The 25,993-nt window shown below is 45.0% G+C and carries 27 protein-coding genes, 2 pseudogenes and 1 riboswitch; of the genes and pseudogenes, 21 read left to right on the top strand and 8 right to left on the bottom strand.

What is annotated here, in order from left to right:
* Positions 1-9: 9 nt before the first annotated feature.
* The 9 genes and pseudogenes from H525_RS0103200 (at position 10) to H525_RS0103155 (ending at position 8,118) form a co-directional block, all read left to right on the top strand.
* Positions 10-1,376: pseudogene (locus H525_RS0103200) on the top strand (IS3 family transposase).
* 4 nt (positions 1,377-1,380) lie between these two features.
* On the top strand, positions 1,381-1,827 hold the full coding sequence (locus tag H525_RS0103195) for a DEAD/DEAH box helicase (protein ID WP_342664264.1): 447 nt from the start codon (positions 1,381-1,383) through the stop codon (positions 1,825-1,827).
* 131 nt (positions 1,828-1,958) lie between these two features.
* Positions 1,959-2,408: a hypothetical protein gene (locus H525_RS0103190; protein WP_027415003.1), complete on the top strand. Its 450-nt coding sequence runs from the start codon at positions 1,959-1,961 to the stop codon at positions 2,406-2,408.
* Between the two features lie 16 nt (positions 2,409-2,424).
* Positions 2,425-2,697 carry a hypothetical protein gene (locus tag H525_RS0103185; RefSeq protein ID WP_027415002.1) on the top strand — a complete coding sequence of 91 codons (273 nt, stop codon included), beginning with the start codon at positions 2,425-2,427 and terminating at the stop codon, positions 2,695-2,697.
* Between the two features lie 147 nt (positions 2,698-2,844).
* Positions 2,845-3,240, top strand: coding sequence for a hypothetical protein (locus H525_RS0103175; protein WP_027415001.1), 396 nt, complete (start codon positions 2,845-2,847; stop codon positions 3,238-3,240).
* A 35-nt stretch (positions 3,241-3,275) separates the two neighbouring features.
* Positions 3,276-3,512 (top strand): hypothetical protein, encoded by a 237-nt coding sequence (locus tag H525_RS22610; protein ID WP_051330765.1) that lies wholly within the window; start codon positions 3,276-3,278, stop codon positions 3,510-3,512.
* Between the two features lie 509 nt (positions 3,513-4,021).
* Complete coding sequence (locus H525_RS0103165; RefSeq protein WP_027415000.1) at positions 4,022-4,273, top strand: transposase; 252 nt, start codon at positions 4,022-4,024, stop codon at positions 4,271-4,273.
* 470 nt (positions 4,274-4,743) lie between these two features.
* Positions 4,744-6,843, top strand: a pseudogene (locus H525_RS22605) (thioredoxin domain-containing protein).
* 405 nt (positions 6,844-7,248) lie between these two features.
* Positions 7,249-8,118 carry a DUF1002 domain-containing protein gene (locus H525_RS0103155; protein ID WP_211236960.1) on the top strand — a complete coding sequence of 290 codons (870 nt, stop codon included), beginning with the start codon at positions 7,249-7,251 and terminating at the stop codon, positions 8,116-8,118.
* A 136-nt stretch (positions 8,119-8,254) separates the two neighbouring features.
* Here H525_RS0103155 and H525_RS22600 read toward each other — a convergent pair whose 3' ends face one another.
* Positions 8,255-9,556 carry a homoserine dehydrogenase gene (locus H525_RS22600; RefSeq protein ID WP_051330764.1) on the bottom strand — a complete coding sequence of 434 codons (1,302 nt, stop codon included), beginning with the start codon at positions 9,554-9,556 and terminating at the stop codon, positions 8,255-8,257.
* A gap of 93 nt (positions 9,557-9,649) precedes the next feature.
* A riboswitch (SAM riboswitch) is annotated at positions 9,650-9,754 on the bottom strand.
* A gap of 283 nt (positions 9,755-10,037) precedes the next feature.
* Between H525_RS22600 and H525_RS0103145 the strand changes: the two genes are divergently transcribed.
* The 3 genes from H525_RS0103145 (at position 10,038) to H525_RS0103135 (ending at position 12,720) form a co-directional block, all read left to right on the top strand.
* A complete protein-coding gene (locus tag H525_RS0103145; protein ID WP_027414998.1) occupies positions 10,038-10,625 on the top strand; it encodes a hypothetical protein in 588 nt (195 codons plus the stop codon).
* A gap of 223 nt (positions 10,626-10,848) precedes the next feature.
* Entirely contained in the window at positions 10,849-11,250 is a 402-nt protein-coding gene (gene speD / locus H525_RS0103140; protein WP_027414997.1) for an adenosylmethionine decarboxylase, read from the top strand.
* Positions 11,251-11,430: 180 nt separating this feature from the next.
* The gene (locus H525_RS0103135) at positions 11,431-12,720 is read left to right on the top strand and encodes an acetyl-CoA hydrolase/transferase family protein (RefSeq protein ID WP_035099794.1); all 1,290 of its coding nucleotides are present in this window, start codon (positions 11,431-11,433) and stop codon (positions 12,718-12,720) included.
* A gap of 115 nt (positions 12,721-12,835) precedes the next feature.
* Here the strand turns inward: H525_RS0103135 and H525_RS0103130 are convergent, their stop codons facing one another.
* A complete protein-coding gene (locus H525_RS0103130; protein ID WP_027414995.1) occupies positions 12,836-13,084 on the bottom strand; it encodes a hypothetical protein in 249 nt (82 codons plus the stop codon).
* Between the two features lie 231 nt (positions 13,085-13,315).
* Between H525_RS0103130 and H525_RS0103125 the strand changes: the two genes are divergently transcribed.
* The 5 genes from H525_RS0103125 to H525_RS0103105 all read left to right on the top strand — a co-directional run bounded on the left by H525_RS0103125 (position 13,316) and on the right by H525_RS0103105 (position 18,172).
* Complete coding sequence (locus tag H525_RS0103125; RefSeq protein WP_027414994.1) at positions 13,316-13,513, top strand: hypothetical protein; 198 nt, start codon at positions 13,316-13,318, stop codon at positions 13,511-13,513.
* A gap of 27 nt (positions 13,514-13,540) precedes the next feature.
* Positions 13,541-14,923 (top strand): class II fumarate hydratase, encoded by a 1,383-nt coding sequence (locus H525_RS0103120; RefSeq protein ID WP_027414993.1) that lies wholly within the window; start codon positions 13,541-13,543, stop codon positions 14,921-14,923.
* 82 nt (positions 14,924-15,005) lie between these two features.
* Positions 15,006-16,109 carry a flavodoxin-dependent (E)-4-hydroxy-3-methylbut-2-enyl-diphosphate synthase gene (gene ispG, locus H525_RS0103115; protein WP_027414992.1) on the top strand — a complete coding sequence of 368 codons (1,104 nt, stop codon included), beginning with the start codon at positions 15,006-15,008 and terminating at the stop codon, positions 16,107-16,109.
* Positions 16,110-16,336: 227 nt separating this feature from the next.
* The gene (locus H525_RS0103110) at positions 16,337-17,002 is read left to right on the top strand and encodes a TrkA C-terminal domain-containing protein (RefSeq protein WP_245590388.1); all 666 of its coding nucleotides are present in this window, start codon (positions 16,337-16,339) and stop codon (positions 17,000-17,002) included.
* A gap of 51 nt (positions 17,003-17,053) precedes the next feature.
* Complete coding sequence (locus tag H525_RS0103105; protein WP_027414990.1) at positions 17,054-18,172, top strand: Stk1 family PASTA domain-containing Ser/Thr kinase; 1,119 nt, start codon at positions 17,054-17,056, stop codon at positions 18,170-18,172.
* Positions 18,173-18,271: 99 nt separating this feature from the next.
* Here H525_RS0103105 and H525_RS0103100 read toward each other — a convergent pair whose 3' ends face one another.
* Positions 18,272-19,102 carry a DUF2935 domain-containing protein gene (locus tag H525_RS0103100; RefSeq protein WP_035099790.1) on the bottom strand — a complete coding sequence of 277 codons (831 nt, stop codon included), beginning with the start codon at positions 19,100-19,102 and terminating at the stop codon, positions 18,272-18,274.
* A 113-nt stretch (positions 19,103-19,215) separates the two neighbouring features.
* On the opposite strand from H525_RS0103100, the gene H525_RS0103095 reads away from it, so the two are divergent.
* The 3 genes from H525_RS0103095 (at position 19,216) to H525_RS0103080 (ending at position 21,270) form a co-directional block, all read left to right on the top strand.
* Positions 19,216-19,566, top strand: coding sequence for a thioredoxin family protein (locus H525_RS0103095; RefSeq protein ID WP_027414988.1), 351 nt, complete (start codon positions 19,216-19,218; stop codon positions 19,564-19,566).
* Between the two features lie 130 nt (positions 19,567-19,696).
* Positions 19,697-20,203, top strand: a complete 507-nt coding sequence (locus H525_RS0103090) for a MogA/MoaB family molybdenum cofactor biosynthesis protein (protein WP_027414987.1) — start codon at positions 19,697-19,699, stop codon at positions 20,201-20,203.
* Positions 20,204-20,523: 320 nt separating this feature from the next.
* Positions 20,524-21,270 (top strand): SDR family NAD(P)-dependent oxidoreductase, encoded by a 747-nt coding sequence (locus H525_RS0103080; protein ID WP_027414985.1) that lies wholly within the window; start codon positions 20,524-20,526, stop codon positions 21,268-21,270.
* Positions 21,271-21,308: 38 nt separating this feature from the next.
* Here the strand turns inward: H525_RS0103080 and H525_RS0103075 are convergent, their stop codons facing one another.
* The 5 genes from H525_RS0103075 to H525_RS0103055 are packed head-to-tail and all read right to left on the bottom strand — an operon-like array spanning position 21,309 to position 25,023.
* The gene (locus H525_RS0103075) at positions 21,309-21,959 is read right to left on the bottom strand and encodes a thioredoxin family protein (protein WP_027414984.1); all 651 of its coding nucleotides are present in this window, start codon (positions 21,957-21,959) and stop codon (positions 21,309-21,311) included.
* Positions 21,940-22,980, bottom strand: a complete 1,041-nt coding sequence (locus H525_RS0103070; protein ID WP_425387642.1) for a sensor histidine kinase — start codon at positions 22,978-22,980, stop codon at positions 21,940-21,942. The genes H525_RS0103075 and H525_RS0103070 overlap by 20 nt, the downstream gene beginning before the upstream one ends.
* Before the next feature lie 55 nt (positions 22,981-23,035).
* Positions 23,036-23,728 carry a response regulator transcription factor gene (locus H525_RS0103065; RefSeq protein WP_027414982.1) on the bottom strand — a complete coding sequence of 231 codons (693 nt, stop codon included), beginning with the start codon at positions 23,726-23,728 and terminating at the stop codon, positions 23,036-23,038.
* Positions 23,729-23,752: 24 nt separating this feature from the next.
* Positions 23,753-24,310, bottom strand: a complete 558-nt coding sequence (locus tag H525_RS0103060; RefSeq protein ID WP_027414981.1) for a TlpA disulfide reductase family protein — start codon at positions 24,308-24,310, stop codon at positions 23,753-23,755.
* A gap of 14 nt (positions 24,311-24,324) precedes the next feature.
* A complete protein-coding gene (locus H525_RS0103055; protein ID WP_035099822.1) occupies positions 24,325-25,023 on the bottom strand; it encodes a cytochrome c biogenesis protein CcdA in 699 nt (232 codons plus the stop codon).
* Positions 25,024-25,570: 547 nt separating this feature from the next.
* Between H525_RS0103055 and H525_RS0103045 the strand changes: the two genes are divergently transcribed.
* Positions 25,571-25,882 (top strand): rhodanese-like domain-containing protein, encoded by a 312-nt coding sequence (locus H525_RS0103045; RefSeq protein ID WP_027414979.1) that lies wholly within the window; start codon positions 25,571-25,573, stop codon positions 25,880-25,882.
* The last annotated feature ends 111 nt before the right edge of the window (positions 25,883-25,993 follow it).

Raw genomic sequence — 25,993 nt, 5'->3', positions numbered from 1 at the left:
GTTAAACGCATGATGCCACCAAATAATGAATCGGTGACGCAAATTATGAAAGAAGAAGGCATCTCAGATGTGACGTTGTATAAGTGGCGTAAGGAAGCACGCGCAGCGGGTGTGGCAACACCAGGCAATGGTCAAACAAGCGATAAATGGAGCAGTTAAGATAAGTTTTTAATTGTGATGGAGACGTTCGCAATGAATGAGTTGGAGCTAGCAGAGTATTGTCGCAAGAAAGGTCTGTATCGTGAACAGATTGAAGCATGGAAAAGTGTATGCCTTCAGGCAAATGGTCAGGCATTCGATCAAGCAAAGCAGTTGAATGGTGCATTGAATGAAGAACAGAAGCGTGCTAAACAATTAGAAAAAGAGCTACAAAAGAAAGAAAAGGCACTAGCCGAAGCCGCAGCGTTATTACTGTTCGAACATATGAGCGTTGGGTGGCAGAGGGTGATGTAAAGGTCGATCAGCGTCCACTTGTGAAAAGACCCGTGCCGAAAAATAAGTTGTCTGAAGAAGAAAAAGAGGAAATATTGACGGTTGTCAAAAAAGAAGAGTACATCGATTTACCGCCGACACAAATTGTACCAAAGCTTGCGGATAAAGGAACTTACATTGCGTCAGAATCCACATTTTATCGTGTGTTACGTGAAGAAAAAATGCAACATCACCGCGGTCGTAGCCAAAAGCCCGAGCGAAGAATCCCTGAGAGTCATCTGGCAACGGGGCCAAACGAAGTTTGGACATGGGATATTACTTGGCTTGGAGGACCTGTGAAAGGTTTGTATTATCGACTCTATTTAATTCTCGATTTATTTAGTAGAAAAGTAGTTGGCTGGGAAGTTTGGGAAACAGAAGAGGCAAAACACGCCAAAACGCTCGTGAAAAAAGCCGTCATCAATGAAAAAATCCAAGGGGCACCACTCGTATTGCATTCAGATAATGGTAGCCCGATGAAAGCAGAGACATTCTTAAGTTTACTAGAGAAATTGGGCATTCAAAGCTCCTTTTCAAGACCACGCGTGAGTAATGACAATCCTTATTCAGAGGCGATGTTTCGAACACTCAAATATCGACCAGATTTCCCGCACAAGGGTTTTGCATCGCTCGAGGAAGCAAGACAATGGGCACAGCAATTTGTCCATTGGTACAATGAAATTCACCTGCATAGTGGGTTGAATTTTGTGACGCCTGTACAGTGTCATACGGGAGAACACGTATCCATATTGGAAAAGCGAAAAGACGTATACGAAGCAGCGAAGGCAAAGCATCCAGAGCGTTGGGCGCGTGGTACAAGAAATTGGAAACCGAATAAACAAGTAGCACTCAATCCAATGGGAGATGAGGGACAAGCCGAAGCATTGAGGAAACCAAATTTTTGACGATTTGTTGAAAGCGCTGGATCAAGGAAGGTCTCCGATTTTGTTAACGGATCGGACTTCTCACTTGGAATATTTTGAAAACCGGCTGAAAAACTTCGCCAAAAACGTCATCGTTCTGCGCGGTGGAATGGGGAAAAGAAAGTGGAAGGAGATTCAAGATCAAATTCGTTCTATACCGGCTGATCAGGAGCGGGTGTTTCTCGCCACCGGAAGGTTTGCAGGAGAGGGATTTGACGATGCACGTCTCGATACATTGTTTCTGGTAACGCCAATTTCCTGGAAGGGAAAGCTGCAGCAATGTGCAGGCAGGCTTCACCGCTTATATGAACCAAAGCGTGAAGTTCAGATTTACGATTATGTCGACATGGAAGTGTCAATGCTTATGCGCATGTATAAGAAAAGGCTGAGAGGCTATATTTCCATTGGGTACAGCGAACAAACTTTGACTTGATGACGTGTTCAAAATATCAATTGACGGTATTACCGAACATTTCGTGTGAAGGGAATTGAAACAGCGTATGAACGAAAGCATTCGTTTTTTTTCAAGCCGCACAGCATTTTGCGAATAAGGCGAAAAATCTGGTGTCGGTTCAAGAGGTTGTTTTATGCGGCTCCATGGCCGCCGGCGACCCCTATCCGGGTGATCTCGATCTGGCCGTTGTTCTGTCTCATCCGGACGAACTGCCCGGGCTTGCCCGGTTTTGCCGGCAAATGTCTTCCACCACTCATGCGTGGGAAGTATTTGTATTTAACACAGGCAGAAAGTATTTGGGACGCATTTGCCACAAACGCGAATGCCCAGGCCGCTTTCATTGCGATGCAAAGGACTGCGGCAAGACGCCTCATTTGCGCAATATTCACGGGGTCCGTTTCGATCCGGCCCTATTTCTCGCTCCTGATTTGAAAGTGCTGTGGAACCGGCATGAAGAAAGCATTTTGCTCGGTTGGCGTAAAGATATGAACCTGATAGCACCAAGGCTTAAAACGTATGAACCCATTCGTATCAAATGTCTGGACGGAATTTTCGAATAGGAAAGTTCAATTCCTTATGAACGAACCGGTAATGCTCAAACTTTTCAAAGAAATAAAGAAGCATGATCCGGTCCGATTGATTCCGTTGTACCGGGATCTGGTATTGAAGCATATCGGTGATCGCAATCGGACGGGATATGCCAGAGCGGCCCGGTGGATGAAGGATTTGAAGGAAGTATGCGCGCGGAGCGGTAAGGAAGACGTATGGAACGGTTTTTACCGTCAAATCATGACCGAATATCGCCGGTTTCGATCGTTGATGGAGGAGATCCGAACCGCAGGATTGTAAATCAATAATGGAGGAGAGTCACCCATGTCAAAATACCTGGAGCAATTAAATCCAGAAGAAGTGAAAACCATTTTACGACTTCTTTCGAAGGAAAGCCGTGAATTAGCGAATCGAATTGAGGAGCTGGCAAAGGCTTAAATAAGCGATGTGAATGAGGACAACGTTGCGGACGATGTTTATCGGGCGCTTATCAGCATAGGCGTTGAAGGTCTGTGGAATCGCCCTTCCGGATCTAAGTGTTTCTGTTATGTGGAACTGGTTGAAGCTACGTATGAAATGGTGGAGGAAGCGCTCGAACCTTTTGCGGAACAATTATGGAAGTATCGGAAGCTTGCTATGTTTTCAGAGATGAAAAAGGCAGGACCGGGATTGGCTAAAGGAATTCTCAAGTTCACGAGTGAAGGCCAGACTGAATTCAAAGAATGGGCACCCGATGATGCATTGGAATGGTTAGGCGGATTGTTAATGGAGTGGGAAAAGGAATGCAAGGATGTAAGCGAGAAAGAATGTATTCGTGAAATTAACCAATTTCTGGAGGGGTAGTTTCGGTCAGGGCTTAAAAGGAAAGGGGCGAGATTATGGACATAAGAGGAATCCGGAACATTTATGAAATGGAAATGTGGGACGAAGATTATATGAATATGGAAGTCCAGGCCTTTATACATATAAATGAAAATGGCAGAGGTAATTTTCAATTTGGTCTGGTTACTGGCCAAATGGACGGCAGAATTGTAGACGGTAATAATGGGATTTGGTATGAGTTCACTTGGGATGGTCTTGATGAAGGCGATCACAATAGCGGATTGGATGGGTAAATATGCTATTTATTCAGGACAAGCTTACGTATGAAGAAGTAAGGTGCAGATTTGAAAGAGAAGGCTATACGCTATTATCGACGGAATATAGAAATGCGAAGAGCAATTTGAACGTACGATGTCCCCATGGTCATGAGTGGACAACGAATATGAGCAATTTTGCATCCGGCCGCAGGTGCAGCGTTTGTTCCAGAAGGAAGAAGTACACCTTGGAGGAAGTACAACGTATATTTGCCAAGGAAGGCTACGGGGTTCTGGATTCCTCTATATAAATGGAAAAACATCGATGAAGGTTACTTGCCCCAATGGGCATGAGACCGAAATGAATCTGAATAATTTTAGAAACGGAAGGCATTGCAAAATCGACAAACATCGAAGTACAGGATCGGCAAAGGAGACGGAAGAAAATCCAAGAGTCCCTAAAGGAACTGGAAAAACGCAAGCCCGAAGCTGAATCGAAGACGGCAGCAAAAGATCTGATCAACTTTACGGATTCCGAGTCCCGCATCATGGAAACGAAGACTCAAGGCGTGATTCAAGGATACAATCCGCAAATCGCTGTGGACTCCGACCACGGCATCATCATAGGGCTTCAAATGAGCAACAGTAGCAGTGACCAACAACAATTTCAGGGTTCCGTAGAAGCAAACACAGGAAGGATGCCAAAGAAGGCCAGCGCAGATGCTGGCAACTTCAGTGCAGACAACATTAAAGCAGCGGATAAAGCCAAGGTTACGTTTGCCCTGCCGGAAAAATCCTGACCCTCAAGCAAACCGTTCATGATCATAACGCCGACAAAGCAACTGAATGGATTTATGAGTGCGATCATAGAAAGCTTCATTCGGCCAAATATCCCAAACCATCCACTTTGTATAAACGGGAGAAGTCTGCCCGAAAACGGAAAACGGAAAAACGTTGCGTAAGACAAAGAAAACGGGTGAAAATTGAGGTTGTTCAATCTGAAATCATATTAATAGGTGTAGCAAATTACAAAAAATTGGTGAATGTAAGAGTTGACCGCGGGTAAGGACCTTCAAAAAACTCAAACTGTCGGACAGACTCCAAGCGCGTAGAAAGAATCAGCTAATCGGCTGGTTGAGCCGACGTTTTCACAATGGCTTCAGGACGACACCATTAGGAAGTTCCACTTAAATGGATTTCCCTTTGAACCAAAGGGTATAATGAAGGTAGCTTGAGTTTACCTAAATTATCCACGAAAGGGTGTTTCCTGATGAAAGAATTCCTTGATAACCGGGATCGGAAAGCGAACCGCTTGATAAACGAAAAATCTCCTTACCTTTTGCAGCATGCGTACAATCCTGTCGATTGGTTCCCGTGGGGAGAAGAAGCCTTCTCCAAAGCGGCAAGGGAGAGCAAGCCGGTATTCCTGTCCATCGGCTATTCCTAGCCTTCGGGCTAAAATATAGAAAGGATTTTACGTATGTCAACATGTCATTGGTGTCACGTGATGGAGCGCGAATCGTTTGAAGACGAAGAAGTGGCCGCACTTCTCAATGAACATTATGTAGCCATAAAAGTGGACCGGGAAGAACGCCCGGATATCGACAGTATTTATATGACGGTTTGCCAGGCGATGACCGGGCAAGGCGGATGGCCGCTGACGATTATTATGACCCCCGAAAAGGAGCCATTCTTCGCCGGGACGTATTTTCCAAAAGAAAGCCGGTACGGCCGGCCGGGAATGATGGATCTTCTCCGGCAAATCAACGATAAATGGTATGAAGACCGTGACCGGGTTATGCAGACGGGAAAACAAATCACCGAAGCCATTAAAGAACAGACCGGCCTTACAAGAGGCGGGAGCGGCGAAATTTCCCGGGAGATATTATCTCAGGCGTATGAGCAGTTTAAAAGTTCATTTGACAGCGTATACGGCGGATTCGGCAATGCTCCCAAGTTTCCCTCTCCCCATAATTTAAGCTTTCTCTTGCGACACTGGAAGCTTACCGGAGAGAAGCATGCGCTTGAGATGGTTAAAACAACGCTTAGCCATATGAACCAGGGGGGGATCTATGACCATATTGGTTTTGGTTTTGCCCGTTATTCTGTCGATCGTCAATGGCTTGTGCCCCATTTTGAAAAAATGTTGTATGATAATGCGCTGCTCGCTCTGATTTATCTTGATACGTACCAAGCAACAGGCGAAGAGAGCTATGTCGAGGCAGCGGGGCAAATTTTTACATATGTCCTGCGTGACATGACCGATAAGGAAGGCGGTTTCTACTCGGCTGAGGATGCCGACTCCGAAGGGGAAGAGGGGAAATTTTACGTTTGGCGGCCCGAGGAGATTATCGATATCCTTGGCCGGGAGGACGGAGAACGGTTCTGTGACCTGTACGACATCACGGAGGAAGGCAATTTTGAAGAGCATACAAGCATTCCCAATCTTATCAACTCGCCGTTTGCCGGGAAAGACAGGGGTTTTGTGGAAGCGTGCCGGAAGAAACTGTTTGAGGTGCGCGAAAAACGCGTTCACCCGGGCAAGGACGATAAAATTTTAACGGCCTGGAACGGCTTGATGATCGCCGCGCTGTCCCGTGGAGCGGTTGTGTTAAACGAGCCGGATTATGCGAAAAAAGCGGCCGAAGCAGTGGCTTTTATTCGCGAGCAATTAACGAATGAAACGGGCAGACTTTTAGCCCGGTACCGCGATGGACACGCCGCATTTCCCGCCTATGTCGATGATTATGCCTTCCTCATTTGGGGGCTGATTGAACTATACCAGGCAACATTTGAAGAAAAATATTTATGGTATGCGCTTGACCTGCAGGAGCAACAATTTGAGCTGTTCTGGGACAGGGAAGCTGGCGGCTTTTATTTCTATGGCAATGATTCGGAAGAGCTGTTAATGCGTCCAAAAGAGATTTACGATGGAGCGATGCCATCCGGCAATTCGGTGTCCGCCGTTAACTTACTTCGCTTATCCCGGCTGACCGGACGAGAGGATTTACAGAAGCTTGCGGACCAGCAAATCGAGGCGTTCGCCGGCGAAGTTTCCCACTACCCGGGAGCACACAGTCATTTCTTAATGGCGGTTCAATTCGCGTTTGGCCCTTCAAAAGAAATTGTAGTTACTGCACCAAATGTGGAGGCAGCGCAGGAAATGATAAAGGTCATACAAGCTGAATTCCTGCCGAACAGTGTGGTAAGTCTGGTCACAGAAGACAAACGCGCGGAGGTTGCTGAACTGGCACCTATATTAGCGGACAAAACGATGCAGGACGGAAAAGTTACCGTTTATGTATGTGAGAATTTTTCGTGCCATGCACCTGTAACCGATGTGGAACAACTCAAACAGCAGTTAATGTAAGAGGCATTAAAATGAAGATATAGGGAGAATTTTAGTTATAATGCGCTGCATTTGCAACAGGTTGATTCTGGCAGACGTTTTCCGAAAAAAACGTCTGTTTATTTTATAATAAGACCCGTATTCATTTGATTTTGATGATAACTGAAAAACAATAAAAATTTTCCGTTTATTAATTTAATAGAAATCTCTAATTACATTCACAAATAATAATAGAATAATGTACGGGGAAAGGGAGCTCTTTTTATTTTTCTGGATAAGGAGCATGTTTTTCAATCGAAGGAGACAGCTGTTTCCCACCAGGTTCTTGCTGGAGATAACCCGCCTTAAGCAGGAGGTCAAGCCATCCGTCCTGTGATATAATCGGGTGGAAACAATCTTGGTTGATTTTGGAGAGGAGAAATGTTAGTGCGAAAGTTATTGCTGATCGTGATCATGATGCTTCTGTCCATGACGGGTGCCGTTTATGCGGACGCTACAACGGGAGACTCCATCGTTATCACATTGGGGAATGATTTGAAGCCGGTACAAAGAGAGCAGATACTTGGCGGCTTTAAGGCGCCAAACGCAAAAATTATAACGGTGACGAATGAAGAGGAACATAAGTATTTGGATGGATTGTTAAGCAAGAGCGTAATCGGGTCCCGGGCGATTTCATCGGCGATGATTCAGCTTTCCAGCCCCGGCTCGGGAATTCATGTGGAAACGAATAATATTACATGGGTAAGCAAGGCGATGTATGAGAATGCGTTGGCTACCGCGGGTGTAAAAGATGCAAACGTCAAGGTAGATGCCCCGTTTCAGGTATCAGGTACGGCGGCGTTAACCGGGGTGATGAAAGCTTTCGAAACGGCAACCGGCCAGAGGCTTGATGAAAACCGGAAGCGGGTAGCGAATGAAGAAATGGTAACAACGGCTCAAATTGGCCAGCAAATTGGCGACAAAGAGAAAGCGGCAGAACTCCTGACACGGCTTAAGGCGGAACTTGCTAAACAGACGTCGAAGCTATCCGATGACCAGCTGCGCACGATTATCAACAATGTCGCTTCTCAGATGGGGTTGAATTTAACGAACCAGGAAGTGGATTCACTTGTCAGCATCCTGAGAAAAATTCAAAATTTAAACATTGACTGGAATAAGGTGTTAGACCAGGTTTCGAGTTATAAAGGCCAGATTCAGGATTTCTTAAACAATAATCCGGAAGCCAAGTCGCTTGTGCAGCAGATTTTAACGTTTTTAAAGCAGCTTATCGATAAGGCACTGGCGTGGTTCCATTAAACGAAAACCGACAAACCGAATCAAAGTTGGTAACCATGCGAAAAACCCACCGCTAAAACGGTGGGTTTTTTCTATAGTTCTTTAACGCGCTACCGCAGGCATTCCGCTCTTATTTAATGAAAAGAAAGGATACAGCTTAGACAGTCAGTGCGTTGGCGGACACTGCTTTTTGCGGCAGCGATTCATCGAGCACTGGGCGGATGGTCAGTGAAGCTCCGAGTTGCTCGGCATACGCTTCGATTTTGTCTAACTGGCCTGATGTAAGGATGGCGCCCACGTGCGTTTTACTGCCGGTATGGACAGCGTCCACAGAATGAAGATAGCCCGCTTCTGTTGACAGAAAAGACAGCAAACGCGTTTTAGCCAGCGAGTAGGTTTCCTGGTCAATCGCAAACACCACAGCGATAGCGTCCGCGCTGGAATCCGTGTCAGACTCCTTTTCCGGAAGTGCCGGTTCAAACGGGTGAGCCGTAAAACGAAGCCCCTGTACGGCGTTAATCATATCTTCCACAATTGCGCTTCCTGTTGGCAGCGATCCGGCTCCTTTTCCGGTAAAAAATAAATCGCCTACAATATCACCATTCACAAAAATTCCATTGTATTCATTTTTGACGCCTGCAAGAGAGTGTGTATGTGGCAAGAGGACCGGCCGCACCTGGTGGCGGCTTCCGGAAACTGTCCGTTCTGCCATTGCAATGAGCTTAAGGCGGTAGCCTATTTTTTTATAGAGGGCAATTTCTTCACTCGTCACTTTTGTAATTCCTTCATGGTATACGTGTTCCTTCGTTCCTTCAGATCCGAAACACAGGTGTGAGATAATCGTAATTTTGTTTAACGCATCGAATCCCTCCACATCGGAAGTGGGGTCTGCTTCTGCGAATCCAAACTGTTGTGCTTGCTGCAGAACCGCTTCGTAGGGAAGATTTTCTTCCTCCATTTTTGTCAGAATATAATTGGTGGTTCCGTTCAGAATTCCATGCACGCGGGTAATCCGATTCGCTTTGAGCAGGTGATTGAGCGTATTGAGAATTGGAATACCACCGCCTACGCTTGCTTCGTATAACAATGAAACGTTGTAATGTTCGGCAAGCGTGTGTAAGTGCGGTCCGTGCAATGCCAACAGCTCTTTATTGGCGGAGATAACGTGGCAGCCGTTTTTAATGGCCAGCTCAATATACGAAAGAGTGGGGTCTACTCCCCCCATCGCGTCGATCACAATATCTATGCCCTGTGAAAGGAGCGCATGATAATCTGTTGTTAAAAGTGACGGCTCAACGGACACGGAACGCTTTTTGTTGAGTCTGCGCACGAGAATTCCTGCGATTTCGAAGGTGGCGTTCGCCTGCTGTGTAATGCGTTCACTATGGCTCTGCAGGATGCGTATGACACCTGAACCGACTGTTCCCAAACCAAGTAAAGCAACTCTGTATTTCTTCATTGTTATCCTCCTTTGAATGGCTATAGTAATCGCTATATATGTAAACAAAAAGCCCTTCTTCCTAAGAAGAAGGGCGCATGCGCTAATTCCTTCTTCTTATCTGCACGAATCGCGGATTCGTCAGGAATTAGCACCTTCCCACGTATGGGGGGTTGCCGGGCGTCATCGGGCCAGTCCCTCAGCCTCTCTGGATAAGAAGAGTCCAAATATTTACTTGTTTTCAAGTATAGCGAATAGATGATGAAATTGTCAACGCATGGCATGATAGGAGCAGGAGGAAGAAAACAGCTTTTTTTCTCCGGGTACAAACTTAATTTTTTATAATATAACGTAACAGGGTAAGAATCAATCGCTCTTTTGCTTGTTTAGAATTAAAATTCGACCTCTAGCTCCGTTTTTCTGTGGTATAAGCAATTGGATATGAGTTAGGGATTTTCGTTATAATAGAAACAGCAGTAAAAAAATTATGGGAGAGATTTGTATGGCTCAACGAGTAGCCACCGAATACAAAAACATTGTCCTGAAGCTGAGCACGGCGGAATTACAATCTTTTGTTCATTTATTTCAAGCGGCGGAATTCCAAACGGAGATACGGGTATATGAGAACGGGGAAACAGAAGTGGTGCTGTTCGATAAGGAAGAGCAGGTTCCATTACCATTTAAGCGGGTCGGAAATACGTATACATTCAAAGGTGAATGCATCATTACCGACGTGAAATTGGCTAATCAAATGCGTATGGCTGTAAAGAAATTCAAAGGCACCGGCATTGTTCATCGCATATATCCTACATATACGATGATTTATCATTATGGTGACGGTAATGTAATTAAGATCGTAGAGTGCAGAAACCATCAGGAATCGATTGTGTACGAATGGAAGGATACGCTTGGCGAATTGCAGCGGCTGTTTGAAGCTCGCGCTGTGGAAGACGAGATTTCCTGGTTGCGCATGAATGCAGATCAACTTCTTGACCTGCGGAATACCAGACGTTCACTCCAGTTATCAACCGAACAGATTGACCGCCAGCTTACTGAACTCTCTCATCAACTTTTTATTCTGGAAGCATAGAAGTTTACGATATAACGTATCCCCTGTTCAATTAAAAAGAACGTTCCTAGTTTAAACATGAAAAAATGGTTGCATCTTTTGTCGAAACATGATATTTTCTTTTTTGTGATGTAAATTAGGAACCAGGATTCACTCAAGGAAGTTTCTCCTCTGAATAAAGTGAATGACGTAGGTCCTAGCGATATCTTTTATACAAAATTTGCTAGGAGGGGGGGCCGAAAGAATGGAATATTCAACTTTCGGAAGACATGTAGCGATTGATACTTGGGGTGTAGATTTCGAAAAATTAAACAATGCTGAATTTTTGCAGCAGCATATGGTTGAAGCTGCAGAGGCATGTGGTGCAACAGTGTTATCTGTTCAATCCAAACAGTTTGAACCGCAGGGTGCTACCGTACTGGTTCTGCTGTCAGAGAGCCATATTTCGATTCATACGTACCCTGAGAAAGGTTTTGCTGCACTTGATTGCTACACATGCGGTGAAACGGTGGATCCTGAAGCGGCTATTGAATATATGGTGAACGTACTTCAGCCGAAAACAGTATACGCGCGAAAAATGATTCGGGGTTTAGGCGAAATTGAAGTCGTTGAATCCGAAGTTACCAAAGTGAAACAAAACGCATAGTATTACCATCGAAGAAAAATCCATCCTTCACATATGAAGGGTGGATTTTTAACGTTTTCGCCATAAAATATATCTTGTATTTAACAAAGCTGGCATTTATGATGAAAGCGTTAAATGGTTTCAATTTTCTTTCATTGGGAGAAGGTATAAAGACAGATAACACAAATGTGGAGGTTTAGAATGAACATACTGCAGGAAAGTACAAGTAAGAAAAAATCACCGGAAGATGTACTGAATTTTATTAATGACGGCGACGACGTAATCGTCCCTCTGGCCAACGGAGAGCCGGTTGTCTTACTCGACACAATTGAAGCCAATGCCGCACGTTTTAAAAGTGTACGCATTCATCAAATGCATGCGCTAAAAGAGCGCCGCTATATTTGGGGGGAATATGGCGACCATTTGCGGCATGTGGCCTATTTTTTAAGTGGTGCTTCACGCAAAGCGTTTTTGGCGGGGAAATGTGACCTAGTACCTAACCATTTTCATGAAGTGCCGCGTCTCTTGCGGGAAACGACGAAAATGTCAATGATTTTGGCGAGTGCTTCACCGATTGATGAGCATGGCTATTTTTCTCTTGGCACGGAAGCGGATTATGTTGCCTCTTTTATTGGCAAAGTTCCGTTCTTCCTGGAGGTAAACCCAAACATGCCTCGCACATTTGGCTCCAATCAGGTGCATATCAGCCAGATTGTCGGTTACATCGAAGTAGACTATCCGCTTCATGAGCAGAGCCCGCCTGTCATCACAGATATTGACCGCCAGATTGCCATGTACGTGGCCGAACGCATTCCGGACAGCGCTACGCTGCAGACGGGTATTGGCGCCATTCCGAACGCCATTATCGGCTTTTTAGATAACCATAAAAATCTGGGCATTCATACGGAGCTTCTCACAGACGGTGTCGTTGAGCTTGTAGAAAAAGGTATTGTCAACGGTGTGGATAAAAAACTTCATCCGGGAAAAATTGTCTCAACATTTGCTCTGGGAACAAAAAAACTGTACGACTTTATGTTTGAAAACACTGGCGTAGAGATGATGCCGGTTGATTATGTGAACGACCCGCGCGTTATCGGCCAGGAAGACAACATGATTTCGATTAATGCCACGACAGAAGTGGATTTCCTTGGCCAATGCGCATCGGAGACCGTTGCCGGCAGGTACTATAGCTCGACCGGGGGGCAAGCAGACTTTGCTCGGGGTGCCCGTTTTGCTAAAAACGGAAAAGGTTTTATCTGCCTTCATTCTACGGCACACGACGGCACCATTTCCCGAATTCGTCCACAGCTAACCCTCGGTTCCGCGGTTACAACGTCAAAAAATGACGTCGACCACATTGTAACGGAGTACGGCGTTGCTTGCCTGCGGGGAAAGAGCATTTCACAGCGCACGCGTGAATTGCTGAACATTGCCCATCCGAAATTCAGGGACGAATTGGAATTCGAAGCTAAAAAAATTGGCTTGCTGTAAGGCAAGCAGAAACGAAACTTATAGGGAGTAAATAAAAAACGAGGAGATGATCCTCGTTTTTATCGTCTTTATCTTGTTTAACGTATTTCTATTTTAAACCATGCTTTACGATACGTTACACCGGACTGTTCACTCGCATATGAGCGGCATAATGGCCGTCGCCTGTGGGTTGAATATAAAGGCAGGCATCGTGCTCATGGCTCATCGTCCGGATAAGATGGTGTAGTTCTTCTTCATTTAACTTTTTATACGCCTCATCGCTTAAGGGGATAAAAACATTGCCGTCCGTTTCCTCTGGTTTGTGAAGGCATGTGCAGTAATATACATAGACACCACAGTCATCGCAAAAAAATCGCTTGGTCATTTTGGATAACCCCTTTCTATGTTAAGTTCGCCTTACTTGTTCCACTACGATTATAGCACACGATACGGATTACTTATATAATACTTATATAATACTTGTGAAAATTTCGTTAATTTAATAAGGGTGGAAATCCGGTTTAAAAACGGGAGAGGTTGTAAAGAAATGAAAACCCTCACAATTGAGGACAAAAATGACTACAATAGAAGTAATAATACGAAAAGGGGTAGGAGAATGTCTGAAACCGAAGATTTATACACACGCTATAATCGTATGCCAACGAATGAACTGGAGGACATTTTGTATGACATTGAAGTATCTGCCGCTTTGACTCTGGGGATGAATACGTATCTTGAAATGAAGCACAAACAGGTTTTGCGACAGATTTTAAAAGAGCGAGGGGTTGACGTTAACAAGCTGCTTAGCGAATGACTCCGGACCGAAGGAGGGTAATTTAGCGTGACTGATTATCGAATTACACACGACACGTTAGGTGAAGTAAAAGTGCCGAAAGATGCCTATTATGGCGCACAGACGCAGCGTGCGGTCGAAAATTTTCCGATTAGCGGGCTGCACCTTCCACCTGCATTTATCCGGGCGCAGGGAATTATCAAATGGGCAGCCGCCAAAGCAAATATGGAACTGGGTCAACTTTCAGAGGAAGTAGGCCAAGCCATTATGCAGGCTGCTGATGAAGTGATCGAAGGAAAACTAAACGGCGAATTTGTGGTGGACGCCTTTCAGGCCGGAGCAGGAACATCGCAGAATATGAATGCGAACGAGGTTATCGCCACGAGGGCTGTCGAAATATTGGGCAAGGAAAAAGGTGACTACAGCCTGGTCCATCCGAATGACCATGTGAATATGGCACAATCGACGAACGATACGATTCACGTCGCGATTAACATTGCCGCAGCCGAACTGCTGGATGAACTCCTCATGCCAAATTTTGAACAGTTATGTCAGACGTTTGAGAAAAAAGCGGAAGAATTCCACGGGATTATTAAATCAGGACGTACCCATCTTCAAGATGCTGTTCCGATGAGGCTCGGCCAGGAATTCGGCGGCTATGCCGCTACCTTGCGGGAAAAATATAATCACTTGTTGCGGACCCGCGAAAGCTTGCTTGAAATCGGCCTTGGCGGCAATGCTGTCGGAACCGGTATTAACGCGCACCCGGAATACGCGCAGCGGGCGATACGCTACATAGCGGAACGGACAGGCCGCGAATTCAAGCCTGCCACTCATCGTTTTATGTTTATGCAGAATACGCAAGCCGCGATTCGCGTCAGTGAAGCGTTAAAAGAGGTCGCCATCCATCTTATTAAAATCACAAGCGATTTGCGCCTGTTAAGTTCCGGGCCGCGCACGGGCCTGGCAGAAATTGTTCTTCCTGCCGTTCAACCCGGTTCTTCCATCATGCCTGGCAAGGTTAATCCGGTGATGCTTGAAATGATGTATATGATCTGTGCCCAGGTGATTGGAAATAGCGAAACGATCACTATCGCCGGGCTCGGCAGCCAGCTTGAAATTAACGTGATGATGCCCGTTATTGCCCACAACCTTTTGCAATCAATACAGATTCTTGCTAACGGTATGCGTACGATGGATGAGAGGAATATTCGCGGAATTACAGCGGATGAAGGCCGCTGCCGTGAATTAATGGAGCGCAGCCTTGCGCTGGCTACATCGCTCAATCCCCTGATCGGCTATGAAAAAGCCGCAGCCATAGCAAAAGAGGCGCACCGCACGAATAAATCGATTGCCGAGGTGGCCAGGGAACAGGGCGGAATTTCAGAGCAGGAGCTGGCTGATGCGCTGAACCCGGAACGACTGGTATAACGGTTGTTTTCTTCCTGCCGTAATTTTGTGGTAAGATATAGAGCGAGAGGAATTTAAACTGTTCTATAAAGGAGAACATGCCATGTATCATCGCACACAGACCAGACCGGTTAAGGTGGGCAATCTTACCATCGGGGGAAACAATCAGGTCATTGTCCAGAGCATGACGACCACAAAAACGGCGGATGTGAAATCGACCGTTGAGCAAATTCACCGGCTGGAAGAAGCCGGTTGCCAGATCGTACGCGTAACCGTAAACAATATGGAAGCAGCGGAAGCCATTAAAGACATTAAAAAACAAATTTCCATTCCGCTTGTGTCCGATATTCATTTTGATTATAAACTGGCGTTGAAAGCCATCGAGAATGGTATTGATAAAGTGCGCATTAATCCAGGCAACATCGGCCGCAGGGAAAAGGTGGAGGAGGTCGTTCAGGCTTGCAAAGCCAATGGTGTTCCGATTCGGATCGGAGTGAATGCGGGATCGCTTGAAAAGCACCTGCTCGAAAAATACGGCTACCCCACAGCCGACGCCATGGTGGAAAGCGCCATCCATCACATCAGAATTCTGGAAGAACTCGATTTTCACGATATTATCGTTTCGCTGAAAGCGTCGAATGTGCCGCTGGCGATTGAAGCTTATCAAAAAGCCGCCGAGGCGTTTAACTATCCTCTTCATCTGGGAATTACAGAGGCAGGGACGCTGTTCTCCGGTACGGTAAAAAGCGCGGCCGGGCTTGGGGCGCTGCTTGCCCAGGGAATTGGTTCGACGATCCGGATTTCCCTCAGCGCCGATCCGGTGGAGGAAATTAAAGTGTGCCGCGAACTGCTCAAGACGTTTGGGCTATCATCCGATGCAGCCACGCTTATTTCCTGCCCGACATGCGGCCGCATTGAAATTGACCTCATTTCCGTAGCCAACGAAATTGAAGATTACATTGCGAAAGTGAAAGCGCCGATTAAAGTGGCCGTTCTCGGTTGTGCCGTCAACGGCCCCGGAGAGGCGCGAGAAGCCGATATCGGGATTGCCGGAGCGCGTGGCGAAGGGTTGCTGTTTAAGCACGGGGAAATTGTCCGTAAAATACCGGAAGCCGAACTTGTGGCCGAATTGAAAAAAGAGATTGATGAACTGGCGGAGACTTTCCGCAGGACAGGTGAACTCCCCGGCCGTCATGCTCACGTATAATGTACGGGATTTTCAGAAGACGGTTGATTTATGACCGGTCTTCAAACAGCTATAAGATAAATATAGCTGCCAAGCAATGGCAGATTTTTGGTACCCGGCAACGGGTTTTATTTTTTTATCTGAAATGGTAGGCTAATACTGTCCCGTATGTTGTTACTATGCATGTCTCGTCTTCAGCGGACATATAGCTTTTACATAGAAAGGACAGGGGGAAGTTCTCGTTGAATGTGGTCTTTTTTTTCATCTATTTAATTATTATTGTCTTGATTATTGAGATTTCCACCATGTTGCTGGAGGCGACGGGTCTGCGACGTGAGGTGGCGAAATTTCAGGCGATTTCTCTGCTGACTGGCACCGGGTATACGACATCGGAATCGGAAATGGTGATCAATCATCCCGTCAGGCGTAAAATTGCTTCCTTTCTTATCATCTTCGGCACGATTTCTTTTGCGGTCATCCTGTCTTTTGTGATCAGTTTCTTTGTCAGCAATGTGATTCATATTTCTGATCTGGGCATTGGGATGGTTATTCTTGTAGTCGCGCTGCTGTTTATGCGGAGCCCGGTGGTCAAACTCTTTCTCTCACGCAACGTCGGTTCGCGGTTTGATAAATATTATGTGCACCATAAATCGGTAGAGGAAGTGTTTCATGTCGACAGTGATTATGTGATGAGAGAATTCCGCTTAACCGAATCGCACGTCCGTTTAATTAATCAGCCTCTAAAGCAGTTGCGGCTGGCGAATGAGGATGTAAAAATTCTCAATATTAAACGTAATGACCATGTTATCAAAAATCCGACCGGCAGCACGATGTTGTTGCCAGGAGATATTATCCTTGTCTATGGAAATTTGGAAAACATCCGTAAATATTTTATTATAAGCAACAACAGGTAAGCTTTTTAATCCCGGGGAAATGAAAGATGTCAAAAGGGGTTCGATAAAGAAATGTTGAAAAAAGGTTTGTATGAACGGTATGTTCCGGATACGCTTCTCGCTGAAAATGAGGCAGGCAGGCTTTTAAAAGGGCACGATGACATCTTGAAACGCGATGTTTTGCTTTATGTATGGAAGGAGCAGGAGAAGAAGCCGTTTATTCATTCCACCTCTGTCCTGCAGATTATGGACAGCGGCAGGACAAATGATGAGCAGTATGTTGTCCTGGAATATGTTCGGGGTGTTCTGCTGGGACAGGTCGTTGCTGAACGCAGATTCTCCTTGAAGGAAGCGCTGGGAATTATACTTCAGGTGGTAACGATTCTGCTTCAGCTAACGCAGAACAATGTGCGTGGAATAGCCCTTTCTTCCGATAATTTTTGGCTGACTCAGGCGGGACAGCTTAAGCTTATTAATACATGGGACAGATACAGCGAATCTGGAAACGAGATAAACGCTTTATTCAGACTGATGCACGAACTTGTATTCGGACGGGTGGAACTCGACCTGCCTATTCCCCATATGATCGAAGAGATTTCTCTTTCATACCCGGGCGATCCGTTTGTACTGCGCAAGTCATTGTCTGCCATCTGGAAGCGGGCAGACAAGAGAGTGCAATCTGATTTCGAAAGCTATTTGAGAAAGACGAAGCAGGATTTAACGTCCCTCTATCAATATATAAAAAAAACACAGGTGGAAAACAGCCAGCCGGTGTCCCGGAAGCTGATTAAAGAGGGCATCAACACTGAAAGAACATCGATCGAAGGAAACAGGCGCCGCTGGTGGGCGTTGCCTGAAAAAAAACGTTCGCGCCTGATCTTGACTTTGCTTGCATTCCTTTGTATTGGAGGCTTCATTATTTTCCAAAATCGCGCGGCGCAATCGAAAATACCGGAAAAACAGGGGGCTAATGCGCCTGCACAGGCAGGGCAGCCATTGAGCAAAACGGTACCCGATGTAACGGGAATGACGCTGGAAGAGGCGCAGAACGAACTCGATAAGCAGGGGATCCGCTATCAATACTTTTTGGAAAGCTCGTTCCGCGCGAAAGGAACGGTTATTAGACAAAGTCCTGAAGCGAATACGAGTATTACGGTTACAGACATGGTGACACTGTGGGTCAGCGGATAAAATCTCATTTATAAAAAAAAACACGGCTGGCATCCCACCGAGATGAGGGGGTCAGCCGTATTATATTGGCAGTAGAGGGAGTTTTGTTTATCGCATGATTTACTGTGAAGAAGACGATGACTCTTCGATGATTTCACTTTCGTCGCTATTGAGCAGGGAATGTTTGAAATGATCGAGAACGTAAAGAAAATGCTCCGACTCCCGATACATGTGATCCGCCAACATCGGATGGATAATGCTGCGAATTTTGCGTGACGTAATCGCTTCTCGTAAATCTTTTTTAAAGTTACGGAAGGTGACCACATAGGATTTGTTTTCATCGAGTAGCTGTACAAGCATCGGAACATTTTGTGAATGCGGCCGCATCGATTCGAGATCGACGGTCTGATATAAAAGTTGGTCAAATTGGTAGCTAAATTCTCCTGCCTGGATGACTAAATCGCGTTCCGACGGATCGAGCAGGTGGCTGATGAATTTGGCATGGTCAGCCATAAGGCGAAGGAAAAAAATATTTTCATTAATGATGGCATCCGGTAAAGGGGCAAATGTTCCCTTGTTCAGCTGTTCTAACCGGTTCATAAAATAAGCAGCTTCCCGGCTGAAATGGTCAATGACAAGCGGGTACGTATGGCAGATGATTTTGCCGGACAGGATAAGCCCTAAGATTTCTCTATTAAATTCCCACATTTGTGAGGTTGTGTGATAAACTTCCATGTTCGTGCGAATCATTAACTCTGGTTTGCACCGGTCATTCAGTTGCTCCGTCCGGTCTTCAAATTTCTGAAACAAATAATAATAGCGATCCACTTCCTGAACCAATTTTACCTGGTCAACGGTAAACCCGAGACGCAGAAAAAAGGCATGCTCTTTTATCGTGCGGCTCCAGAATCTCACTTCATCGAGTGAACGCTTGACAAACAGGTTCGACATAAACCTTCTCCTCCCGTTCTTCGTGCGTAGTATAATAGGTATGAGAAGAGTTTGCGGATTAGACATCCGCTTGCTACAATATTAATCTAATGAGTGGTGAAGGAGGATTTCCCATGAGAGAAATATCTGCACAGGAAGCTTTTACCGAAGCTATCAAGACGGATGACCTTGTGATTGCCAAATTTTACGCGGATTGGTGCCCGGACTGCCACCGCATCGACCCGTTTATGCCGGACGTTGAAGAGGCGTATAAAAATAAGCTTACGCTGATTAGTGTCAATCGAGATAAATTTCCTGAGCTGTCTGAGGAACTGAACATCTTTGGCATCCCTAGTTTTGTTGCTTTTCATAACGGGAAAGAACTGATCCGGTTTGTCAGCCGCCAGGGAAAAACGCGCGAAGAGATTGAAGCTTTTTTTAACCGGGCCATCCAGGTGGCCAATGAATTAGGAAAAGCTGAGTAATCAATGAGCAGTTTGATGCTGTTGGCATTAACGTGCCCAGGTTTTTATTTACAACTTACAATTAATAGTTTCCCAATTCATATTTTACCGTAACATCATTATGTTAAGTAAAAGGAAAAAAGGTGGCTACATGTCAGTTATCGAGCATAAAAAAGAAGCGCCCAAAAATATCGCTGTTATGATTATCACGGTTAGCGATACGAGAAATGCGGAAACGGACAAAAGCGGGCAGCTTATTCGCGAACTGCTTACGGAAGCAGGGCATTCTGTCATCCGGTATACCATTGTGAAAGATGAACGGGAGCCAATCTCCCGGGCCATTGAAGAAGGGGCCGGCGATCCGGCTGTCCAGGCCATTCTTTTAAATGGCGGTACGGGAATTGCGAGGCGTGACGTTACATATGAGGTAGTGGAATCGCTGCTTGATAAACAACTGCCGGGGTTCGGAGAAATCTTCCGCATGCTGAGCTATACGGAAGATATCGGCCCGGCAGCGATGTTAAGCCGGGCGATTGCCGGTGTTTATCGTGACAGAGCGTTGTTTTCTATGCCGGGTTCATCGGGCGCCGTACGGCTTGCGATGAACAAATTAATTCTCCCTGAAATCGCCCATGTTGTACGGGAGATTCATAAGTAGGCACACCCGAAACATCCGGGTATGCGTCCCCGCAAGGGAAAACCTCGCAAAAAATAAAACGGACCGTTCCATTCACAGACCCTCGAATTTTAGGACAGGGTTCCCTTTTTGTTCGAACACGGACAGTTTACGCTTTCTTGCTTTGTTAAACGATTGTTTAATAAAATAATGGCGATTGATCGTTGTGTATACAACGATGGGGCATACATCGATTTAATATATGTTGAGTATGTATTAGAAACGTCTAATCAAAGTTTTCCTATTTTTTTAGTAAAATGTAAGGAGAAATATGGTTACAAGAGGATAAAGGGGGCAATAAAATGAACTGGACAAACAAAATAGTTATGGTAACCGGAGCAGGAAGTGGAATCGGCCGGGCAGTGGCTCTCCACTATGGAGCCAATGGGGCGAATGTAGTCGTCGCGGAAAGAAATGAGGAGGCCGGACAGGACACGGCCCGATTTATACGGGAAGCAGGCGGTGAAGCTTTGTTTCGCCCGACGGATGTACGCAGCCCGGAAGACATTGTAAAACTCATGCGCCATGTTGATGAGAAATACGGGCGGTTGGACGTTCTGATTAATAACGCAGGGGTTTCCCGCTGGAAGTCTCCGTATGAAATAACGGTCGAAGAATGGGAGGAAATTATCCATATCAATTTGCGCGGAACGTTCCTCTGTTCAAGGGAAGCAGCCAAAATTATGAAAAGAACTGGGGGTGGAAGCATTGTTAATATAGCTTCAACCCGTGCATTCATGTCCGAGCAGAACACGGAAGCATACGCGGCGTCAAAAGGCGGGATTGCTGCCCTCACGCACGCCATGGCCATTTCTTTCGGACCTGACCGCATTCGAGTGAATTGCATTAGCCCTGGATGGATAGAAACAGGAGATTATAACCAGCTTCGTGATATGGACCACGAGCAGCACCCGGCAGGCCGCGTTGGAAAACCGGACGACATTGCCAGAGCGTGCCTTTTCCTGACGGATGAATACAATGACTTTATTACCGGAGCGAACCTCATCATTGACGGTGGGATGACCCGTAAAATGATCTATGAAGAATAGACGATAAAAGCACCGCTTATTCTTAAGCGTATTCCCAACTACTCTACATTATAATTTATATGGAGATTTACTTTTTCAATTTTAAAATAAGAAAGTGTTTTTTCTAATGCTTTCGTCATTGTCTTCTTTTGAGCTTCTTTAACATCCTGCTCTAGTTTTATATACACGTTTGCTGTATTACCCTCAAAGGTAAGGCTGTCCAAGACGGTGTTGAGTGGAAATACGTTTTCGTAGCCTTCCTTTTGCGTTTTAAGCAATAAGGTAATAGCAGTAATACGAGGCGCCTTGACAGACGTTGGATTGGTAAATTCGATATACACCGGAGACAGCACATCGCCTTGTAAGAGGTAGAGTGTATATTTTTCTTGAGAAGCTTGGTTTTTCTCATACAGGGTGTCTGTCTGAAGTTCATTTTGCTCAATTCGCTGCGTTGTTTGAACCACTTCAGCTGTTTCTTTGAAGCCATCAAAGCGATATAATTCATGCCCCTGCAAATTTATAAATAAAGTCGTTGGGTTGGTTTTAATACGATAATAATTCGTTATTTCCGGTTCGATATCTGTATAAATCGTTTCGAACGCGAGGTCGGGAAGATAGGTTTTTGCTTCCTTTAGTACGGTTCCCATGCTTCTGCCGGTAGGGCAGGCACTTAGTGTAAATAACATAATTTTAGCTACTTGATTGTTCATAAGTTCTCTCCTGTTCATTTTGTAATAGAGGAATGCTAAACCAAAACGAATGGATGGAGCCGGTGGAATAATAGCCGACAGATCCTTTATGCTGACTAATAATTTCTTTTACAATAGTAAGCCCTAACCCGCTACCGCCTAACAGCCGATTGCGTGATTCATCGACCCGGTAAAAACGTTCAAAAAGTTTACTTGCCTTTTGCTCTGGAATCGGGTAACTCTCGTTTGTTATAACTAGGCGGTAGTATCTATCTTCCTGAACTCCCTCCACTTTAATCCAATCGCTTGTATTGTACTGTATTGCATTGCTGAGCAGGTTAGATAGCACCTGTTTGATCCCATCTTCACTGCCGGCTACCTTTGCTTGCTGCAGATCGGTTGCAATCTCAATGTTCTTTTTTTCTGCTTGGAGGCTAAACGACTTGGCAACCATTTCAATTAGATCTTTGATTTCAAACGAAGAATAAGGGGCGGGGTCTTCCTGATGAACTTCCCACGTATGGAGCTGATGAATTTGCTCGACAAGGCGGATAAGATGAAGCGATTCTTCATGAAGAGAGTGATACATCTCTTTTGTTCCGGTAATAACCTCGCTGCTTAGTGCCTCAAGATAGCCATTCAAATTGGTCAGAGGGGTACGCAGGTCATGGGCGATTTCTGCCATCATTGTTTTACGTTGATTATCTTTATTTTTAAGCTGCCTGATAAGGTGATTAAAGTCTTTTGTAAGCTGCCCAATTTCGTCATCAGATGTTACACGCAGCGCTTCGGGGTAATGGCCGTCTGCCATCATCCGCATAGAAGCCGTGAGTCGTTTTAGAGGGACCAGTAATCTCCAAATAAAGTAAAAGTGAAGGATGGCTGCGATAATTAGGGATAAAAGGCTGGCTCGAATCAAATAAAACTGCATCGTTTCATTAAAAAAATGATTTTTTTCTGTTCCAACAAGCTGAAATGAATTAACAAGCAGACAAGCAAAGTCTTTGACGGACACCCCCGTAAAAACAATGACGATACCCACCAAGAGGCTGTTAAGTAGAGTTAGTTTCAAACTAAGGCTTTTGAGAAAGGGAATTTTAAAATGCAGCAAACCGATACCCCATTCCACGAATTGTTTCGATAAACGAGGTGCTGCTTGCTGCTTTCCCAAGCTTAGCTCTCACATTCCCTACATGGACATCGATCGACCGTTTGCTTGAAACCTTCTCCATAAGGGGATCGATTTCTTCAAGGATCTGTTCTCTGGTCAGAATTTGATTAGGATGGCGCATGAGGAAGTAAAGAATACAAAACTCATTGTGGGTCAGTGGAATGACTGTCCCATTATAGTGCACTTCTCCACGCATCGGCTTTATCGTTAACCCGCGGTAGCTGATCTTGCTGCAGCGGTGAACGGTCCTCCGTAGAACCGTCTCGACCCGGACCACTAATTCCTGCGGACTAAACGGCTTGATTATGTAATCATCCGCCCCCATTTGCAGCCCCTTAATCCGGTCTTCTTCACTAACCTTAGCAGTAACCATGATAATTGGAACATCGCTTTTCATTTCGTTTCGAATCCAGCAGCAGAGACTTTCTCCGCTTAGGCGAGGCAGCATAAGATCGATAATAACAAAACAAGGGTCGTATTGTCGAAAACTCTCCTGACCTTCAACACCATCCGCTGCTTCGCATACGTCATACCCTGCTTTGTCCAGGTAAATATGAATAAGTTGCCTTATTTTTGCATCATCTTCAACAATTAGTATGGTTTTTCCTTTCGTATTCATGGTTCCTCCTTATTGATTTGTTGATTAGTGAAGGGACGAAACCATCTGGACCATGTTGTCATAGCTCATCGGACCGGTCACTTTCTGCTGAATCACGCCTTTGGTATCGATTATGTAACTTGTCGGGATCGCGTCGGCTTGATACGTTGATGCGACCTTGCCATCTTCATCAAGCAAAACAGGGTAGGTAATGCCGAACATCTTGATAAATTCAGGTATGGTTTTTTTGTCTTTTTCGGACTGGGTCAAGTTAACCCCGAGAATGACCACTCCTTTATCCTTGTTTGCCTTATAGAACTTTTCCATATCGGGTATTTCGGCCCGGCACGGTGGACACCAGGTTGCCCACATATTTAAGATCACTTTTTTTCCGCGAAAATCTGAAAGTTTTTTCGTTTCTCCCTGAAGGGTTTTCAATGTAAAATCAGGAGCTGCATTACCTTGTTCAATTCCGATTTTTGCTGCTGCCGTTGCGTTTTGAGTTGTATTATTGGCTTCCTGATGCCGGCGTTTATTGGCCTGATCATAAATCCCCCAACCGATCAAGCCAAGCAAAAGAACAATCGCTATATATTTTTTCATCGAGTTCACCCTTTCTAATAAGTAAGCGCTGAAAGCCAGGCGCTAATTTTCTGTATTTGGCCAGTAAAGAGGAGGATTCCCATTCCGATTAAAACCCACCCATTAAGGAGGGAAAGAGTGGGGAGTAATCGATTCAGCTTTTTGACGGCTTTCATCGAATAGGTAATAGCCAGGGAGATAACCAGAAAAGGAATGCCGAGTCCGAGTGAATAGATCCAGAGCATCAACACCCCATTATACATCGTTTCAGATGAACCGGCCAGCAAAAGGATCGAAGATAAAGCCAGCCCCACACAAGGTGTCCATCCTGAACCAAATGCAAGGCCCAGCAGGAAGGAGCTTCCGATCGTTTTTTGTTTTGCCTCTTTTGTTTCCCAGCGCTTTTCGAACATTAAAAAACGAAGCTGTAAAATGTTCGCCATCTGTAAACCAAAAACAATAATTAAAATCCCACTGATTTTTTCAATCAAGTCTCTGTTATCCCGAAAAATCTGGCCAATCATACTTGCTGATGCTCCCATTAGAACGAAGACAACGCTAAATCCGAGAATAAAGCTCATGGAGCGGATCATCAGCACTTTCTTTTGGACATCGATGCGGCCTTCTTTCAGATACTCTCCCGTCAGATGGGCTACATAGGCTGGGATCAAGGGAAAGATGCATGGCGAAAAAAACGAAAATAGGCCGGCTGTAAAGGAAAAGATAAGAGACACATTGGCCAAGGTTTCATTCCTCCTTTTTGCTTTCTTCTTTGCAGGATATTGCAGATCTTTTTTTAATCGATCTTATCCAGTCGCCAGCAATGGCAGAAACGGCAGAGAGGATAAGTGAAATCTGAACAAACGAAAATCCATGCCACAAAGGAATTGAATCCGTTTGAAAAAAGGAAAAAATAATTCGCCCAAGCTAAACCCCAAATTTAATTGTATGCATAGAAGACCACCTCTACTTTGTTTTAAGTATAAGGAGGATTTGTTAAGAAACGTTAAAGAAAAAAATGCAAAAGTACCGTGTTGACAAAAGGACTTCTGTGTATCACAATATACCCCGTAATGTATATACCGCGTATGGTATTTGGGAGATGATAGTAAAAAGGGGAGAAAACGTCATGGATTAGATTAATTATATATTGCTTGCTCGTGTTTTATCTAAGCCGGGGTAACAGGGTAGGATGGAACATTTCTTAAAGGAGTCAAATAAAAAAGCTTTTTATTAAATTATCAATCACTATATGGGGTAAAATATAACGGGGTGATAAAAATGGCAAAAGTCGTGGATATATTCCCGCAACAAGTAAAAGAAAGACTTGAGGCCGGTGAAAAACTTAACATTATCGATGTCCGTGAACAAGAGGAAGTAGCGACTGGTAAAATTCCTGGCGCTAAACATATCCGTCTTTCGGAAATTCCAGATCGTCTCAAGGAAATAGATCCAAATACAGAAACTATCTTCGTTTGTCGCAGTGGAGGTAGAAGTGGTAAAGTTTGTGAATTTTTGAGCAGCATGGGATATAACAAAATTAGAAATATGGTGGGCGGGATGACCGCCTGGACCGGTAATGTTGAAAAATAAGTACTCGATGCAGACATTATATTTAACATGAAATCGGAATGTGGATAACTCAAACCTGTGGATAATCTGTCTTAGCTACTGAGTTCCCGTTTCTAATCCGTATGTTGTGGT

Origin of the sequence: Aneurinibacillus terranovensis DSM 18919 (assembly GCF_000430625.1) — a bacterium.
GTDB lineage: Bacteria > Bacillota > Bacilli > Aneurinibacillales > Aneurinibacillaceae > Aneurinibacillus_B > Aneurinibacillus_B terranovensis.
The sequence above is the reverse complement of the archived record's forward strand: the minus strand, read 5'-3'. Positions and strand labels throughout refer to the sequence as shown.